Source organism: Providencia sp. PROV208 (genome assembly GCF_028479465.1).
GTDB classification, from domain to species: Bacteria; Pseudomonadota; Gammaproteobacteria; order Enterobacterales; family Enterobacteriaceae; genus Providencia; species Providencia alcalifaciens.
In genome coordinates this window covers 57,835-74,485 of the sequence record NZ_JAMPNS010000010.1, presented here as the reverse complement: position 1 = coordinate 74,485, position 16,651 = coordinate 57,835, and the positions used below count along the sequence as shown (strand labels likewise).

At 40.7% G+C, this 16,651-nt stretch carries 14 protein-coding genes and 1 pseudogene; 8 read left to right on the top strand and 7 right to left on the bottom strand.

The window, feature by feature from the left end; all coding sequences use genetic code 11:
* Positions 1–16: 16 nt before the first annotated feature.
* Together PR766_RS08225 and apbC are read right to left on the bottom strand one after the other, a co-directional pair.
* Positions 17–577, bottom strand: a complete 561-nt coding sequence (locus tag PR766_RS08225; protein ID WP_006660137.1) for a LemA family protein — start codon at positions 575–577, stop codon at positions 17–19.
* 218 nt (positions 578–795) lie between these two features.
* Positions 796–1,908, bottom strand: coding sequence for an iron-sulfur cluster carrier protein ApbC (gene apbC / locus PR766_RS08220; protein ID WP_006662269.1), 1,113 nt, complete (start codon positions 1,906–1,908; stop codon positions 796–798).
* Between the two features lie 238 nt (positions 1,909–2,146).
* Between apbC and metG the strand changes: the two genes are divergently transcribed.
* The 4 genes from metG (at position 2,147) to cdd (ending at position 6,581) form a co-directional block, all read left to right on the top strand.
* Positions 2,147–4,174 carry a methionine--tRNA ligase gene (gene metG / locus PR766_RS08215; protein WP_154636176.1) on the top strand — a complete coding sequence of 676 codons (2,028 nt, stop codon included), beginning with the start codon at positions 2,147–2,149 and terminating at the stop codon, positions 4,172–4,174.
* Positions 4,175–4,342: 168 nt separating this feature from the next.
* Positions 4,343–4,810, top strand: a complete 468-nt coding sequence (locus PR766_RS08210; RefSeq protein ID WP_006660140.1) for a CidA/LrgA family protein — start codon at positions 4,343–4,345, stop codon at positions 4,808–4,810.
* Positions 4,810–5,505: a CidB/LrgB family autolysis modulator gene (locus tag PR766_RS08205; protein ID WP_006660141.1), complete on the top strand. Its 696-nt coding sequence runs from the start codon at positions 4,810–4,812 to the stop codon at positions 5,503–5,505. The genes PR766_RS08210 and PR766_RS08205 overlap by 1 nt, the downstream gene beginning before the upstream one ends.
* Before the next feature lie 179 nt (positions 5,506–5,684).
* Positions 5,685–6,581: a cytidine deaminase gene (gene cdd / locus PR766_RS08200; protein WP_006660142.1), complete on the top strand. Its 897-nt coding sequence runs from the start codon at positions 5,685–5,687 to the stop codon at positions 6,579–6,581.
* A gap of 117 nt (positions 6,582–6,698) precedes the next feature.
* Here the strand turns inward: cdd and PR766_RS08195 are convergent, their stop codons facing one another.
* From PR766_RS08195 to PR766_RS08185, 3 genes are read right to left on the bottom strand one after another with little or no spacing between them, the layout of a single operon-like run.
* The gene (locus PR766_RS08195; protein WP_154636178.1) at positions 6,699–7,952 is read right to left on the bottom strand and encodes a serine protease; all 1,254 of its coding nucleotides are present in this window, start codon (positions 7,950–7,952) and stop codon (positions 6,699–6,701) included.
* Positions 7,953–7,962: 10 nt separating this feature from the next.
* On the bottom strand, positions 7,963–8,655 hold the full coding sequence (locus PR766_RS08190; RefSeq protein ID WP_006662272.1) for a hypothetical protein: 693 nt from the start codon (positions 8,653–8,655) through the stop codon (positions 7,963–7,965).
* Between the two features lie 14 nt (positions 8,656–8,669).
* On the bottom strand, positions 8,670–9,278 hold the full coding sequence (locus PR766_RS08185) for a hypothetical protein (RefSeq protein ID WP_154636180.1): 609 nt from the start codon (positions 9,276–9,278) through the stop codon (positions 8,670–8,672).
* Between the two features lie 429 nt (positions 9,279–9,707).
* Between PR766_RS08185 and PR766_RS08180 the strand changes: the two genes are divergently transcribed.
* From PR766_RS08180 to sanA, 4 genes and pseudogenes are all read left to right on the top strand, one after another.
* The gene (locus PR766_RS08180; protein WP_006660147.1) at positions 9,708–11,405 is read left to right on the top strand and encodes an NAD-dependent malic enzyme; all 1,698 of its coding nucleotides are present in this window, start codon (positions 9,708–9,710) and stop codon (positions 11,403–11,405) included.
* A gap of 210 nt (positions 11,406–11,615) precedes the next feature.
* Positions 11,616–12,473: pseudogene (locus PR766_RS08175) on the top strand (rhomboid family intramembrane serine protease); the annotation flags it as partial.
* A 96-nt stretch (positions 12,474–12,569) separates the two neighbouring features.
* On the top strand, positions 12,570–13,616 hold the full coding sequence (locus PR766_RS08170; RefSeq protein WP_326832606.1) for a hypothetical protein: 1,047 nt from the start codon (positions 12,570–12,572) through the stop codon (positions 13,614–13,616).
* Positions 13,617–13,803: 187 nt separating this feature from the next.
* A complete protein-coding gene (gene sanA / locus PR766_RS08165; RefSeq protein WP_006662275.1) occupies positions 13,804–14,508 on the top strand; it encodes an outer membrane permeability protein SanA in 705 nt (234 codons plus the stop codon).
* On the opposite strand, the gene yeiB is transcribed toward sanA, so the two are convergent.
* Both yeiB and folE read right to left on the bottom strand, forming a co-directional pair.
* Positions 14,501–15,679 carry a DUF418 domain-containing protein YeiB gene (gene yeiB, locus PR766_RS08160; protein WP_036965432.1) on the bottom strand — a complete coding sequence of 393 codons (1,179 nt, stop codon included), beginning with the start codon at positions 15,677–15,679 and terminating at the stop codon, positions 14,501–14,503. The two genes, sanA and yeiB, sit on opposite strands and share 8 nt — an antisense overlap.
* 3 nt (positions 15,680–15,682) lie before the next feature.
* Positions 15,683–16,342 carry a GTP cyclohydrolase I FolE gene (gene folE, locus PR766_RS08155; RefSeq protein ID WP_006660151.1) on the bottom strand — a complete coding sequence of 220 codons (660 nt, stop codon included), beginning with the start codon at positions 16,340–16,342 and terminating at the stop codon, positions 15,683–15,685.
* Positions 16,343–16,651 lie beyond the last annotated feature (309 nt).

Sequence of the window (16,651 nt, the reverse complement as noted above, 5' to 3'; positions counted from 1 at the left end):
CAATGGCAACATCCATTTAATCGAAGTTAATACGACGAGATTCTTCCGTTTTGATATCAGCTTCGTCTAAACGCCAATACTCTTTGTTGATTTTTAGGCTAGGAATAATGCCAACAATTAATGCAGCAGGCATAGAGGCAATATAAGCATTATATGTTTCTAAAGAGCGGTTATAACCACGTTTTGCGAAAGAAAGTTTATTTTCAGAAGAGACGATCTCTTCTTGCAAGTTTGCCATAATTGCATCAGATTTCAGCTCTGGATACGCTTCAACCGCTACGTTAATAGCACCACTGCTCACCATTTTAGATAATGCATCCTCTGCTTCTCGAGCTTTATCCCCTGTCGCATTCTGAGCTTGGCTTCTGAGTTCAGTGATTTTGGTAAAGACTTCCGTTTCATGGCTTAAATATTTTTTGACTGTTGCCAATAAGCTATCAAACACCTTACCGCGGCGATCTAATTGCACAGAAATCTCTGTTTCGCTAGAAACCACCGCTTCACGTAGTGCAACGATACGGTTATAAAAATAAATAACGATCAGCACCAGTACGACAATAAAAATTAAAAATTTCATAATCACCTTTTAGGCATTTGCCATCAGAATAAAGACTGAATGTTCAATCTCGCTAATTTTCAGGCTTGGAACTTTATTTATCGGTCATTCTACTCAGCCCGTAATAATAAAGGAACTGTTTGAGAAGAAATCAGAACAATCAAGGAATCAGATTTTATGGCAATAAAAAAGGCTACTTAGTCATTATTACTAAATAGCCCTTTATCAAGACAGCTTAATTACACAGCGCGGAAAGAGATTTCCGTCGGGATCTTATCCCCTTCCCAATACATCAATGCAGAGATGTTAGACGCAATTTCGCGATAGATATCAGCGAACTCGCCTTCAGGGTCGCGCATTACGGTTGGCTGACCACGGTCTAAGTCTTCACGTAATGAAATATGCAGCGGAACCTGACCTAGCAGTTTAGTGTTGTATTTCTCAGCCAATTTTTCTGCACCACCGGTACCGAAAATAGGCTCTACATGACCACAGTTACTACAAATATGTGCGCTCATATTTTCAACAACACCCAGCACTGGCACGTTCACTTTTTTGAACATGACAATCCCTTTCATCGCATCTACTAAGGCAATATCTTGCGGCGTGGTCACAACCACTGCACCTGTCACTGGAATATTTTGTGACAGAGTCAGTTGGATATCACCGGTTCCCGGTGGCATATCGATGACCAGATAATCCAGATCCGGCCATAAGGTATCTTGCAGCATCTGCATTAAGGCTTTACTCGCCATTGGACCACGCCATACCATCGCGTTGTCATCAGTCACTAAGTAACCAATAGAGTTAGTCGCTAAGCCATACGCCATAATTGGCGCCATGTGTTGTCCATCTGGAGACGTTGGACGCTCCAGAGTCGTTCCTAACATGTTAGGAATTGAAGGTCCGTAGATATCCGCATCAAGGATACCCACTTTAGCCCCTTCTTGTGCCAACGCTAACGCTAAGTTCACAGAGGTACTGGATTTACCCACACCACCTTTGCCTGAACTGACCGCAAGAATATTACGCACCCCGTTAATGCCTGGTAAGTCATTAGCACGTTTGAGAGTGGTAATATCGTGGCGTAATTTCCATTCTACGGCATGGGCACCTGTCAATTGCTTTAATTCAGCGGTTTTTTCGCTGATCAGCGTTTGAAATGGACCTTTCCAGACGAATGGCATAACGAGTTCGACATGCAACACATTGTCCAACAGCGCACAACGATGCAATGCTTTGATTGAAATCAGATTGCGCTTGAGAGTTGGGTGTGTAAATGAAGCCAAAACAGTGGAGACTTGTTCAGTCAGCAGTTCTGGTTTGTTCTGCTCGGGGGATTTATCGTTCATCCCGGCTCCTTTATTTTCTTTTTTGTAACTACACATTTTTGACTACGTTGCATGATAGCAGAGAACGCAAAAAATAGTGACCGCCTAGCGAATGAAAAACCACAAACAGTAAAAATTTGTTTCCACCTAGCATTTTTTCCCAATAATTGCCGATTAATATTTTATTGCCCTAGCGACATTTTTATTGATCGGTTAACATCAAAGACCCTTTATTAATAATGGAAGTAAGAAAGTTACTATGTCTCAAGTCGCGAATAAATTACTGGTAACCTGTGCGTTACCATATGCTAACGGTTCAATCCATCTCGGTCATATTCTGGAGCACATTCAGGCTGATATTTGGGTCCGTTATCAGCGAATGCGCGGCAAAGAGGTTCATTTCATCTGTGCTGATGACGCGCACGGAACACCGATCATGCTAAAAGCTCAGCAACTATGTATTACGCCTGAAGAAATGATCGCTGCAATGAACCAAGAGCATCAGGACGATTTTGCTGGTTTCCAGATTAGCTACGATAACTACCACTCAACCCATAGCGAAGAGAACAAAGAGTTATCAGAACTGATTTATGGCAAGTTAAAGAACAATGGTTTCATTAAGAATAAGACCATTTCACAACTTTACGACCCAGAAAAAGGCATGTTCCTGCCTGACCGTTTCGTAAAAGGTACTTGCCCGAAATGTAAAGCGGAAGATCAATACGGTGATAACTGCGAAGTCTGTAGCGCAACCTATAGCCCAACAGATCTGATTAACCCACGCTCAGTGGTTTCAGGTGCAACCCCAGTTATCCGTGAAACTGAACACTTTTTCTTTGACCTCCCTGCATTTAGCGACATGCTGCAAGCATGGACTCGCTCTGGCGCACTGCAAGAACAAGTCGCGAATAAAATGCAAGAGTGGTTTGAATCTGGTTTACAACAGTGGGATATCACCCGTGACTCCCCGTATTTTGGTTTCGAAATTCCCGATGCACCGGGTAAATATTTCTACGTTTGGCTGGATGCGCCAATCGGCTACATGGGCTCGTTTAAAAACCTGTGTGACAAACGCAGCGATTTAAACTTTGATGAGTTTTGGAATAAAGATTCAAAAACCGATCTTTACCATTTCATCGGAAAAGATATCGTTTATTTCCATAGCCTGTTCTGGCCAGCAATGTTAGAAGGCAGTAACTTCCGTAAACCAACTAACTTGTTTGTTCACGGTTATGTCACCGTTAATGGTGCAAAAATGTCTAAGTCTCGCGGTACATTTATTACCGCTCGCTCTTACTTAGACCATTTCGATGCTGACTGCCTACGTTATTACTATGCAGCAAAACTCTCTTCACGCATCGACGATATCGACTTGAATTTGGAAGATTTCGTACAGCGTGTGAACAGCGATATCGTTAACAAAGTGGTGAACTTAGCCTCGCGTAACGCGGGCTTTATTGCTAAACGTTTTGCTGGCAAATTATCTGAAAACCTTGCAGAACCCGAGCTATATCAACAATTTGTCGATGCTGCAAAAGTCATCGGTGACGATTTCACCAACCGCGAATACGGTAAAGCAGTCCGTGAAATCATGGCATTAGCTGATATTGCTAACCGCTATGTGGATGAAAAAGCACCTTGGGTCGTCGCGAAGCAAGAAGGCAAAGATCAAGAGCTGCAAGATATCTGCTCGATGGGAATTAACCTGTTCCGCGTGTTAATGACTTACTTAAAACCAATTCTGCCAAGCTTAACCAAGCGTGTGGAAGAGTTCCTGAAAGTTGAATTAACGTGGGATGCCATCAACACACCACTACTGAACCACGATGTAGCGCCATTTAAAGCGTTATTTAACCGTATTGAATTAGCAAAAGCAGAAGCGATGGTAGAAGCGTCCAAGCAAAGTGCTCAGCCAGCTAAACAGCTGACCGGCCCTCTGGCGGATGATCCTATTCAAGAGACCATCACATTCGATGATTTCGCTAAAATTGATTTACGTATTGCGTTAATCAAGCAAGCAGAATTCGTTGAAGGTTCAGATAAATTGCTAAAATTACAGTTAGATATCGGCAGAGAGACTCGCCAAGTGTTCTCTGGTATCCGCAGTGCTTATCCTGATCCAAAAGTCTTGGAAGGTCGTTTAACGGTGATGGTGGCTAACCTTGCACCACGTAAAATGCGCTTTGGTATCTCCGAAGGTATGGTGATGGCGGCAGGTCCTGGTGGTAAAGATATTTACTTACTGAGCCCAGATAATGGTGCGCAACCAGGTATGCAAGTTAAATAAGTCATGGATTGTCGTTCGAGAAATTGAACGACAAACTTAGACCATATCAATATAAAACGGAGCCACTTCAGTGAGCTCCGTTTTTTTATGGGTTTTTATTTGTGATCTCTGGCACAATTTTAAAGTTAATTGTATGATGAATGCCTGTCGAGTAATAGGACAAGTCCCATGTCATTAAAACAAGTATTGAACACCGGATGGCAATATTTGCGAGCCTTCGCAATACTTTACCTCTGCCTGATTATCGGAAATGTGATTTCCACGCTGCTTCCTTTTTCCATTCCCGGCAGTATTGTCGGAATGTTGCTGCTGTTTGTACTACTGGCTTTGCAAATTGTACCCGCTCATTGGGCTCAACCCGGCTGTAGCATCTTGCTGAAAAACATGACTATTTTATTCGTTCCCATTGGAGTGGGAATTATGAATTATTATGATTTACTCAGCCAACAAATGATCCCCATTGTGGTTTCCTGCGTTGCCAGCACCTTGATTGTCATGATCGTTGTCGCGGTTAGCTCCAACTATGTCCATAAAGAACGCCCTATCGTAGGTGTTAAACCTGATGAAGTCCCACTTCCCCCTGAAGAGCCGATTTCTTCAACAATGAATAGCGATAAAACAAAGGGGAAAGAGTGATGTTAGAACATATTTGGTGGTCACTACCATTAACTATCGTTGTTTTCTACTTGGCAAGAGCGCTGTCTATCAAGTGCAAATTGCCCATTCTGAATCCATTATTGCTAACAATCGCCATTATTATTCCGCTGCTGGTTTTGACCAATACCTCTTATGAGCATTATTTTGCGGGAAGCCGATTGTTGAATGATTTATTACAACCCGCTGTTGTTGCTCTTGCTTTTCCACTCTACGAACAAATGCATCAAATCCGTGCACAATGGAAATCCCTGTTTAGTATCTGCTTTGCGGGAAGTATCGTTGCTATGTTTAGTGGAGCCGCGATTGCACTGTGGCTTGGCGCAACACCCGATATTGCAGGATCTGTATTACCTAAATCGGTCACAACACCGATAGCCATGGCAGTTGCCGATTCAGTTGGAGGAATTCCAGCAATCAGCGCCGCTTGCGTACTTTTTGTGGGTATTTTAGGTGCAATGTTTGGCCATAGCCTATTTGATGTTTTGCGTATTCGCACCCACGCATCACGAGGCTTAGCGATGGGCACCGCTTCTCATGCCTTGGGAACTGCGCGTTGTGCAGAAATTAACTACATTGAAGGGGCATACAGTTCATTAGCGTTAATGACCTGCGGGGTGATTACCTCTCTGCTCGCACCGTTTATCTTCCCTGTTATTCTTCACTTATTTAGCTAAACTGAATCAATAAGAGAGGTTACTTACCTCTCTTATGCAAATTTTAATGCAAAAACTTGAGATACATCTCTCATTTAATGAATTTGTTTCATCTATTACAATAGCAGAGTGATCACGGTCACATTCAATCCCCCTATGAATTGAATAGAATGAAAACAATTAAATAGGGAGGGTTACTCATGCATTCAAGATTTAAGGCCGCTTGGGCCGAACTTCCAGAAAAGTTACAGTCTGTCCTAAAACCGATTATGGACAAACCCGATTTCTCAGCCATGTTAACCGCTGAGCAAGTAAAGCAAATTAAAGCTGAGAGTGGATGCACGGACAGTGAACTCGCTTTTTCATTATTACCTTTCGCTGCGGCTTACGCTGTCACACCTATTTCTCGCTTTAATGTAGGCGCAATCGCTTGCGGGATCAGTGGTAATCTCTATTTCGGCGCAAATATGGAATTTAACCATGTTTCTATTGGGCAAACGATTCATGCCGAACAATGTGCCATTACTCATGCATGGTTAAAAGGCGAAAAGCAATTAACCTCCATTACCGTGAACTACACGCCTTGCGGTCACTGCCGACAATTTATGAATGAACTGCGTGAAGGCGGTAAGATTATGGTGCATTTACCAAAACGCCAAGCTGCGACGCTTCATGATTATTTGCCAGATTCTTTTGGTCCATCAGACCTGAATATCACTACATTGCTACTCGATAATGTGGATCATGGGTATAAAAACCAAAGTCGCGATAGATTACTCTCCGCAGCGACTGAAGCCGCTAATCAATCCCATGCACCGTACAGTGAATCTCACTCTGGTATAGCCGTGCAGTTAAAAGATGGATCTCTGTTTACAGGTCGTTACGCCGAAAATGCTGCGTTTAACCCGAGCTTACCACCATTACAAGCAGCGCTAATTATGGTGAATTTAGCGGGTAAAGATATTCATGCTATTGAGCAAGCGGTGTTGGTGGAAAAACAAGATGCAACGGTGCAGCAGTGGTGTACTACGGAAAATACCTTGCACGCGTTGGGTTGCCAAAAAGTGGAACGCATTTATTTGGATGAGTCCATTTAAACGTTATTTTATTTAAGCCAGATTCAAAATTTTAAGATTACAACGGCGGTTATTGTGAGTTTATCAACTTCAATAACCGCCGTTTTTTATTGAAACGTTATTGAGTGTTAAGAATAATTAAAATGAAAATCTGGATGACGAGCTACTATAGCCGCCACTGTAGTTAAATTCAGGTATGCTCGGTGCTTGTGGGATTCTAAAATCTCTATCAAAAGAGCTTGTTGAGTGGTTTATGGAGGACATGTGATCTCTTAAGTTACCAACGGTTCGATCCATCTGGCACTCGCCTATTTGAAAATCATTAGGTCTATATACACTCACAGGATATCCTCGGTATCCTGAAGATGTTATTTCAATCGGTGCATGATTATTAGAATAACCAACAGAAGGGATATTTCTGATAGCATCATCAATCATGGCATTGTGTTTATTAACATTGGGGTTGTAATTGACCGATGGAGAATCAAATAATCCAGTTTCTGGCAATATATAGGTGGGGCGTTCAAGGTAATACTCAGAAAGGCGATCAAAGTGTTCAAACTCTGTCTGACCAACCCAATCAGGTTGTAAATAATATTCATAACGACTCTGAGGTGGTAGATCCCAAAATGATAATCGATTTGTTCCTCTATCAATTAATGGATTTCCCGTTTCATACACAAGTGCTTGAGCATCATCCAGATCGACTTCTAATGTAGGTGATACAAAGAATCCATACGTATTTTTTAAACTTATCATGGCACCATCAATGGCATTGTCTATATCTATTACTCTTCTAATCCAGCGATGGGTTTGCAATTGTTTATTTGCAGGCGCATCATATAAACTTTCAAACATAATATTCATCGTGCTTAGACTTAATTCGGCCTCCTTTTCCGTATCGCCTACAGCATCCAGCGCATTTTGCCAATATACCTCTCTATCTTTTTCATCAGGGATGACATTAAAAACAGGCTGTAAAGTCCACGCTTCCGCAGGTAACTTATGCATATCAAAAACGAACTCATGGAACCACATCACTTCTTCATGATTTATATCTCCATATATCTCGGTAACACCATCCGTAAATCTATTTTGAAGTGTATATGAATAAAAAAAAGCCATATCAAAACGTATTTCTTCGAACTTCTCTCGACTAACTACAATGCCTTTTTCAATCATGATCTCTTCTAAGTAGTTTAATGCAAACTTACCTGAAAAAGAGTCACCTTTAACAACACTATTTGCTAGAACTGCATACCGATCCCCCTTACTCGCTAAATATTCATACATTAGTTCTGGCTTTCTGCTTAGTGTTAAAATTTTATGTGCCTTTACTGCTTCTCTTTTTGTTAATCTAAGATACCCTTCTCTATAATGTTTATTTTTCATATCTAACACCTTATAATTTCATATATTTATAAATAAATTTATTTACATCACCCACTATTTCATTCCACATATTTAAATCTTTATAATTTATTAACACTTTAATTTTAAAACCGATTTCAGGAATTAAATAAATCGCATCACATCGACTATAAACACCATCATCAGGTATCCATGCACAGTCAAATAAAATATTAATCGACTCTTTATCCACCCCCCAATAATAACCTCTTTTATATTCCTTAAAGTCATGATACTTATTATTAAATCTAAATATGACCTCATTAAAGTAAAGCTCTAATTCCTCATTATATGAGATACTCCCCTTATATTTTCCTTCACCACTATCAAGATATAGATACCTTTTATATTCAAGATAACCTTTAGGATCACCATCGAGTGGTTCTATAGAAAATCTAATTTTTTTATTTTCCCCATTTTCATTTCTATCAAAAGGTTTCATATCAGGCCAACTCATCACTAATGGCAAAACTCGAAAATTTGCATCGCAACCTTTTTTATTTTCTAGAAATCTTGAATCAAAATAGCTATAACCTTCATACTCCGCAAAGGAGTATAAATAACTGCTAGGTACTTCAATGACTGTATCGTTAAACCGACCACACACAAAACCGGGGCGATTATCTGCCATTGATAGAGTTGAAATTAACAAGATAAATATAGAAAAAATAAATTTTATTTTCATATTTAAACCCCAATTTAGATTGGATATTTATTTTTACGATAAAAACCTTCATCTACCTTTTTTAGAGTTTTTTCTATTTCAATAACCAAGGGGATTTTTCTCATTCTATTTAACCATCGTTGGCTTTTTTTACAATTTTTCGCATTTTCACTTTTTGCTTCTGATTTCATTTTTAACCATAAGTTAATAAACACTTTTGCTTCTTGCTTTCCTTGGTTTCCAGACATTAAATCTAAAACTTCATTCCAAAGTTTATTTCTATCAGCCTCATTTAAAACATCATAGATATCAGCAAAAAACCAAGCATCATAGGGTATTCCTGATGCCTTATGCCCATTCTCATGAATAACAACAGCTTCATGGAATTTAATATCTTTCGTTCTAGTATTATTACTTCTGTTTAATTCAAACCAATTTTTCAAGAAATTTGCATATGCTAAAGACAATTCATAATTATATTTTTCTCGAGTTTCTTTTGATAATGGATTTTTATATTCCTCCATAGTCACTCTCATATATTCATGAACAATTAATTTAAATATGCTTTGATTATTATCTTTAGGCTCTATACTTTGAGCTTGCAAGGAGAAAATTAAAAATATAAATGCAAGATATCTTTTCATAAACACCATCAATAATTAATTATTTAAATAAGAAGAAAAACATAAATGAATTAAAAACATGCGACAATATATGATATATAAAAATATATTTAGCAGGATCAGCATCTACCGACTTACCGCACCATAAGCACTGATTTTCCACTGAACAGTTAAATTAATTTAACCTATAACAAAATGATATACTGCGTTGAAAAGATTGATATCGTGATAAAAGCATCGGCGAACTTAAATAAGCGTGATCCACTCGTTGTAATAGTAAAACAAATCCCGTCTAAAATTCCCTTCTGTAGATAATTTCCTTATCATATAAACCATAATATTCAGTAAAAAATTTAACTGTTTTGTAGCATTATTTACTGTACATATTTTTTGTTTAGCTTAGGATCTAACCTGACTGTTGCTTACTAATCGTCCGAAGAGTGATATTTCATGGAACATGAACACGAAACAAAACGTCCCCTATACATTCCTTACGCTGGTCCAATCTTACTCGAATTTCCTTTACTGAATAAAGGAAGCGCCTTCACAGAAGAAGAACGCGCTAATTTTAACTTGTATGGCTTACTGCCTGAACAAGTTGAAACTATTGAAGAACAAGTTGAACGTGCTTATCGCCAATTAATTGATTTTAAAACAGATATTGATAAGCATATCTATCTGCGTAATATTCAGGATACCAACGAAACCCTATTTTATCGCCTGATTGATGCTCACTTAACGGAAGTTATGCCGCTCATTTACACCCCAACCGTGGGTGAGGCTTGTGAACATTTCTCCGATATCTATCGCCGTGCTCGTGGTTTATTTATCTCTTATCCAAACCGTGAATACATCGATGACATGCTGCAAAACGCAACTAAACAGAACGTAAAAGTTATCGTTGTGACAGATGGCGAACGTATTCTTGGTTTAGGTGACCAAGGTATCGGTGGTATGGGTATTCCAATCGGTAAATTATCTTTGTACACCGCCTGTGGTGGGATTAGCCCTGCGTATACCTTGCCAGTCGTTATTGATGTAGGTACCAACAACCCACAACGCCTGAATGACCCTCTGTATATGGGATGGCGTCACCCGCGTATTACTGGCGAGGAATATGATGAGTTTCTCGAAGAATTTATTCAAGCCGTAAAACGCCGCTGGCCAAATGTGCTGCTGCAATTTGAAGACTTTGCACAGAAGAATGCGATGCCATTATTAAATCGCTATCGCGACGAACTGTGCTGCTTTAACGATGATATTCAAGGCACTGCCGCCGTCACTCTGGGTAGCTTAATTGCCGCCAGCCATGCGGCGGGAAGCAAACTGAGTGACCAGCGCGTCACATTCTTGGGTGCGGGTTCCGCGGGCTGTGGTATCGCAGAACAAATTATTGCCCAGATGAAATCAGAAGGTTTGAGCGATGAAGAAGCGCGTGCACGCATCTACATGGTTGACCGCTTCGGATTACTGACAGACAAACTGCCAAACTTACTGGATTTCCAAAGCAAATTGACGCAAAACAGTGCTAATTTGCAAGATTGGGATGTCAACAGTGACTCTATTTCACTGCTAGATGTTGTACGCAACGCGAAACCAACAGTTCTCATTGGTGTTTCTGGTCAAGCAGGTCTCTTCACCGAAGAGATCATCAAAGAGATGCACAAACACTGCCCTCGCCCAATCGTGATGCCATTATCTAACCCGACATCCCGTGTTGAAGCGCGCCCAGAAGATATTATCAACTGGACTGAAGGACAGGCGCTAGTGGCAACGGGTAGCCCGTTCCCGCCAGTATCTTATAAAGAACAAATTTTCCCTATTGCTCAGTGCAACAACTCCTACATCTTCCCTGGTATTGGTTTAGGTGTAATTGCATCCGGAGCAAAACGTGTAACCGATGGCATGTTGATGGTCGCAAGCCGTGCATTGGCCAGTTGCTCTCCACTAGCACAAAAGGGTGAAGGTCCACTGCTGCCACTGTTATCTGAAATCCAAGATGTTTCTCGAGTGATTGCGAAGCAAGTGGCGAAAGAAGCACAAGTTCAAGGTGTGGCAACCATGACATCAGATGAAGCTTTAAATGAAGCGATTGAGCACAATTTCTGGAAACCAGAATACCGGACTTATAAGCGCACTTCATTCTAATTACCTGTTTTTACTTCATAAAAGAGCACTTTGGTGCTCTTTTTTATTTTCTCTTATTTTCTTTATTTCAACATTGTCTGAAAGTGTCGAGTTTCTATAACTTGCGATTGAGATAGCCATCAGAGTTATTTAAGATAAAACCATATCTTATTTGCATAGGACTTGCTCATGTCAGAGCCAAATCATCCAGTCTCCACGGAATCACCACCAATGCCCCCCGAATCTGTGCCCCCACCGCCTAAGTTTTCCCTTTGGGCAATTGCACTCACGCTGTTTATTGCACTCCTCAATATTGGAGTCTATTTTTACCAACTTAATTTTGCCGCACCTCTTGAATCACAGGAATATAATTTGCTGCTTTTCGGGGCAAACGTTTATCAGCTATCCCTTACTGGAGACTGGTGGCGTTACCCTATCAGCATGGTACTACATTCTGGCTGGCTCCACCTCGGGCTAAATACCCTTGCGTTGCTCGTCATTGGTATTGAGTGTGAACGCGCTTTTGGTAAATTACGTTACCTTGCTATCTATCTGTTTGCTGGGATTGTCGGTGCGTTTGTGAGTGCAGCTTGGCAATATCAAGAAGCTTTAAACAGCGCAATGCGCCGCTTTGATATGATGTCATGGAGCAGCCTGCTACAGAATGATAATACCGTCTATATTACTGTCAGTTTGGGCGCTTCTGGGGCAATCATGGGACTCGCCGCCGCCTCGGTGATTGCACTTTTGAAACAGCTCAATAACCCTGATCTGACTAAAAATGCTCGCGATACCCTCAAACGCCCGCTTTATAATATTATCGCCATGATCGCATTAACCTTAATTAACGGGATTCAATCTGGCGTCGACAATGCAGCACATATTGGTGGGGCGGTTACGGGTGCAATCATTGGTTTTACTTTTGTCTTAATTCCTAAGAAAAAACGCCTATTAGATTTATTCGTCGTATTAATCATGGGTGGCATTTTAGCGCTCATCATCCATCAATACTCTTTTTCAACCGATGAAGATCTGTTGGCTGAACGAGTGTTTATCTACCAAGAATTAGATAAAGAGATAAACTCAGCCAAAGCAGCTCACGCAAAAATTGAGATAGAAAAAGCGGCGGAACAAGAGTTAAGCACCCTTCCAACGCCATTATCAGAAAATCAAATCACAGGTCTCATGGTTCAAGCTCCAGACTTAATTGAGCCCAGTTTTATTCTCAGTGACGATGCCCACCAGCGAATCTTTATCACTGATGAGGAAGCCAACCTAGTTAGTGCTTACTCTACTGCAAACGACGATTGGGAGTTGCTGTTTACTCTCAAGCTTCCTCTCCCACAAAATGATACTGGGTGCAGCTCCAATCGCTGTCGTGGTATGGGCGCTTACGGCGCAGCACTGAGTGCCGATGGGAAAAAACTGTATGTTGCCTCGCTGCAACCAAACAGTGTGAGTGTTATTGATATCGCGACGCAAAAAGTAGAAGCCAATATCGAAACCAATTTTTTTCCACGCCAAATTTATGTGATGAAAAACAGCCCTAGAGCCTTTGTAACCAGCGGCGTAGAAAACAGCATCGCAGTGCTTAACTTTTCAAATAATACCGTTGAGAAAAAATTATCGTTTCCTGATAGCCAAGAATATCAAGGTGCGTTTGGTGTCCAAATGCCAGCAGCACTTTCACCCGATGAAAAACATTTAGCGTTATATGATAATGTGACTCAAGCCGCTTATCTCTTAAACACACAAACGCTCACCTTTAGTGAAAAACCTTGGTTTACGGTCGAAAACTATAACGATGCAGTCAGAAGTTTCTATTTTACCCCTGATAGCCAATTCGTTTGGATGGTCATGGATAATCGCTTTGTTTTCGCTAATATTAATACACCAACGTCGGCTATCACAGAATATCATTGGTGTGGCAATAATAACGATATTCAGTATGGTCAATATGGTATCAATACGGCATTAACCCAAGCTTATTACTTGCCACAATATCCGAGTAAAGCTCAAGTTCCGTTAGTCACTACGAGTTTAAAAACGTTAAATATCCAAAATGTGCTACCGATTCCAACGAAAGGTGAATATATTCAGGGAATAGCGGAAACCAAAAATGCGTGGGTGGTTACCTATCCAAAATCATTTTACGTGATTAATAAGCAACAATCCGTCGATAGGAGCATCATCAGCCCATTGTTATGCTTTGGAGCCATACCCAACGAATAAATGAACCAGCGGTATCTGATTGTTTTTCCAATCTAATACCGCCAATCTAATCTGTGGTATCAACGGAAATATTACGGCCATATTGACATGATTTTACGTTACGCGACTTGCGTCACGAAATTAAGTCAAGTAGCCTATTAATTGATACTACTAATTATTATAGGCATTAATTATTCAAGGCGAGGACATGAGGAAACGTCTGCTTTATGGTCTATTAATACTGGCAGGGATAGCTTTCGCCACTGTTATTTTACTCGACCGTTGGATCAGTTGGGAAACCGCGCCCTATATCTATGAAGATGTAGAGCAACTCCCTGCCCGCGATGTAGGGATGGTTCTCGGTACATCTAGATATTATGCCTCTGGAGCCACGAATCTTTATTACACTTATCGGATTAAAGGTGCTGCAGATGCTTACCATAGCGGAAAAGTAAAGTATTTGCTCCTCAGCGGTGACAATGGCGCTCATAATTACAATGAGCCTATTGCTATGCGTAAAGATCTCATCAAAGCAGGTGTACCAGCGTCAAAAATTGTGCTCGATTTTGCAGGGTTTCGAACGTTGGATTCTGTTGTCCGTACGAAAAAAGTATTCGACACAGATAATTTCACGATTATTACCCAACGTTTCCATTGTGAAAGAGCATTATTTATCGCTAAACACAAAGGGATTGATGCCCAATGTTTAGCAGTACCCACGCCTGAAGGTATGTTTAAAGTTCGAGTTCGTGAAGTTTTTGCACGTTTAGGGGCGCTGGCTGATCTCTATATTCTCCAGCGTGAACCGAAATTTTTAGGGGAACAAGAATCCATTCCTGCTCCAATAAAAATGCCTGATGGCACTAAAGGCTACCCTGCGGTAACCCCTGAAGAAATCAACAAACTCAATTAATCCCTTGATGGCGGCTAAAAAGATAAAACAGTTTGTCTGTTAATTGTCGCCAACACCACTCAACGGGACCTTGCTTGAAAAAACGTAACCAGCAATAAGAAAACAGCACGTTTATCCCCCAAATTGGTGGGATAAATAGCAATAATTCTAGGCGAGTAAACTGATAGAAATACCCTAAATGGTAAAAAATAGTAGTACAAATCAAAGTTTGAAGTAAATAATTACTCAGCGCCATCCGCCCTATATTCTGTAAAGCTTTTGCGAAAATGCTCTGACTAAAGCGCCCCCAAAATCCATACACCAAGGCAATGTAACCCAGCGATTGTAGAGGAACCATAAGCTCATTAATGATATAGCCGACAATCGACGTATCGAAATAACGCCACCCAAAAAGGCTTTGGAAATAAAGCGCTACCGACTGAATCAAAACGGTGGGGACAATAAAGTAAATGGACATTTTCCGATAATGCCGCTCCGTAAACTGCCCTTTTAGCCAGCCATTTCTCAGCAACAACGCTCCTAAAATCATCATAGCCAGCAATTGCCAACCATATTGGATAACAAGCAACTCAATCATCGTCGCCACTTCGCCAGCACGATAACTTATCCCTGCCATCCCTCCAGCACGGTGTTGCCAAGCATCAAGAAATGCTTGATCAGACGTAATTTGCCAGAAAGAGGTATCCACTACACTACTACCAATCACAAACAAAATTATCAATCCAATCAAATAGATTGCAGTGGCAATTTTTAATAGTGTGTTGGCTGAATAAAGAGGCAGCAGCATTATTGCGATTAACCCGGTTAGGGCATAAGCAAGAAGAATATCGCCATCCCAGAATCCAATACCATGAATTAGCCCAATCATGGCTAAAATGATTAATCGACTACGCTGCCATAAGACTGGACGATAAAGCAGAAGCCCTAGCGTTGCACCAAACAGTAAGGAAAAAATACCCAGAAATTTCCCTTGGAAGAAAAGATTAAAAAACACCCAAACCATCGCATCAGATGATGAGACTTCAGACGTGTAATAGGGATTAAGATAGGCCGCTTGTGGCAACGCAAATCCAAAGATATTCAGTAATAAAATACCTAAAATAGCGATGCCACGTACTGTATCAAGTTGCCCAATACGGCTTTTAGGGGCAACCGAAACGGTGGTTGTCATAAATTAGAGATGGCGAACCGCACGTAGAAATTCTTGGCGTGTATTTTGGCTTGATTTAAACAATCCACCTAACGATGTGGTCGTTGTTGCGCTCGTGGCATCACGAATACCGCGGGCTTTAACACAGTAATGAACCGCATCAATAGAAACCGCAACGTTCATCGTGCCCAGCAGAGTTTGTAGTGCGACTAAAATTTGTTGGGTTAAACGTTCTTGGACTTGTGGCCGTTGTGAAAAAAACTGCACAATACGGTTAATCTTTGATAAGCCAATCACTTTATCTTTTGGAATGTAAGCCACAATTGCCTTACCATCAATAGTGACAAAATGGTGTTCACACGTGCTAGTCAGTGTAATATCACGCACTGTCACCATTTCATCCACACTCATTTTATTTTCAATTAATGTGATTTTAGGGAAATTGGCGTAATCAAGACCCGAAAAAATTTCATCCACATACATTTTCGCGATACGGCGCGGAGTATCCGCTAAGCTATCGTCAGTTAAATCTAAGTTCAGTAACTTCATGACTTCGGTCATATGCCCTTCAATCAGTTGCTTACGCTCTTCACCTGATTTTGGCTGGATGCGCAGCGGGGTTTCAAGCCCTCTTGCTTCCAAAGCAGCATGAACTAATTCGGCCTCTTTACTCAGAGATGACATGGGATCCTCCACAGATGGTATAACGCTATTTTTATAAAAATGCAGGTGTGCGCGGTACTCTAAAACAGCAAGTGCAGATAATCCAGCATTACATCCACCAATAGCATGAAATATTTGCAGGAAACCGCACGGATAGATCCAGAATACTCCTTACAATTTAAATAACTATTTCATTATTTAAATCCACTTAATAACATTATTTATTATAGTATTTTTGATTGCGATATTTTGGCAAAAACCGCGTTGTAATATAGCCATTGATTAACATGACTCAATCAACTCCCCCAAATAGCCGAAACTATCCACCTA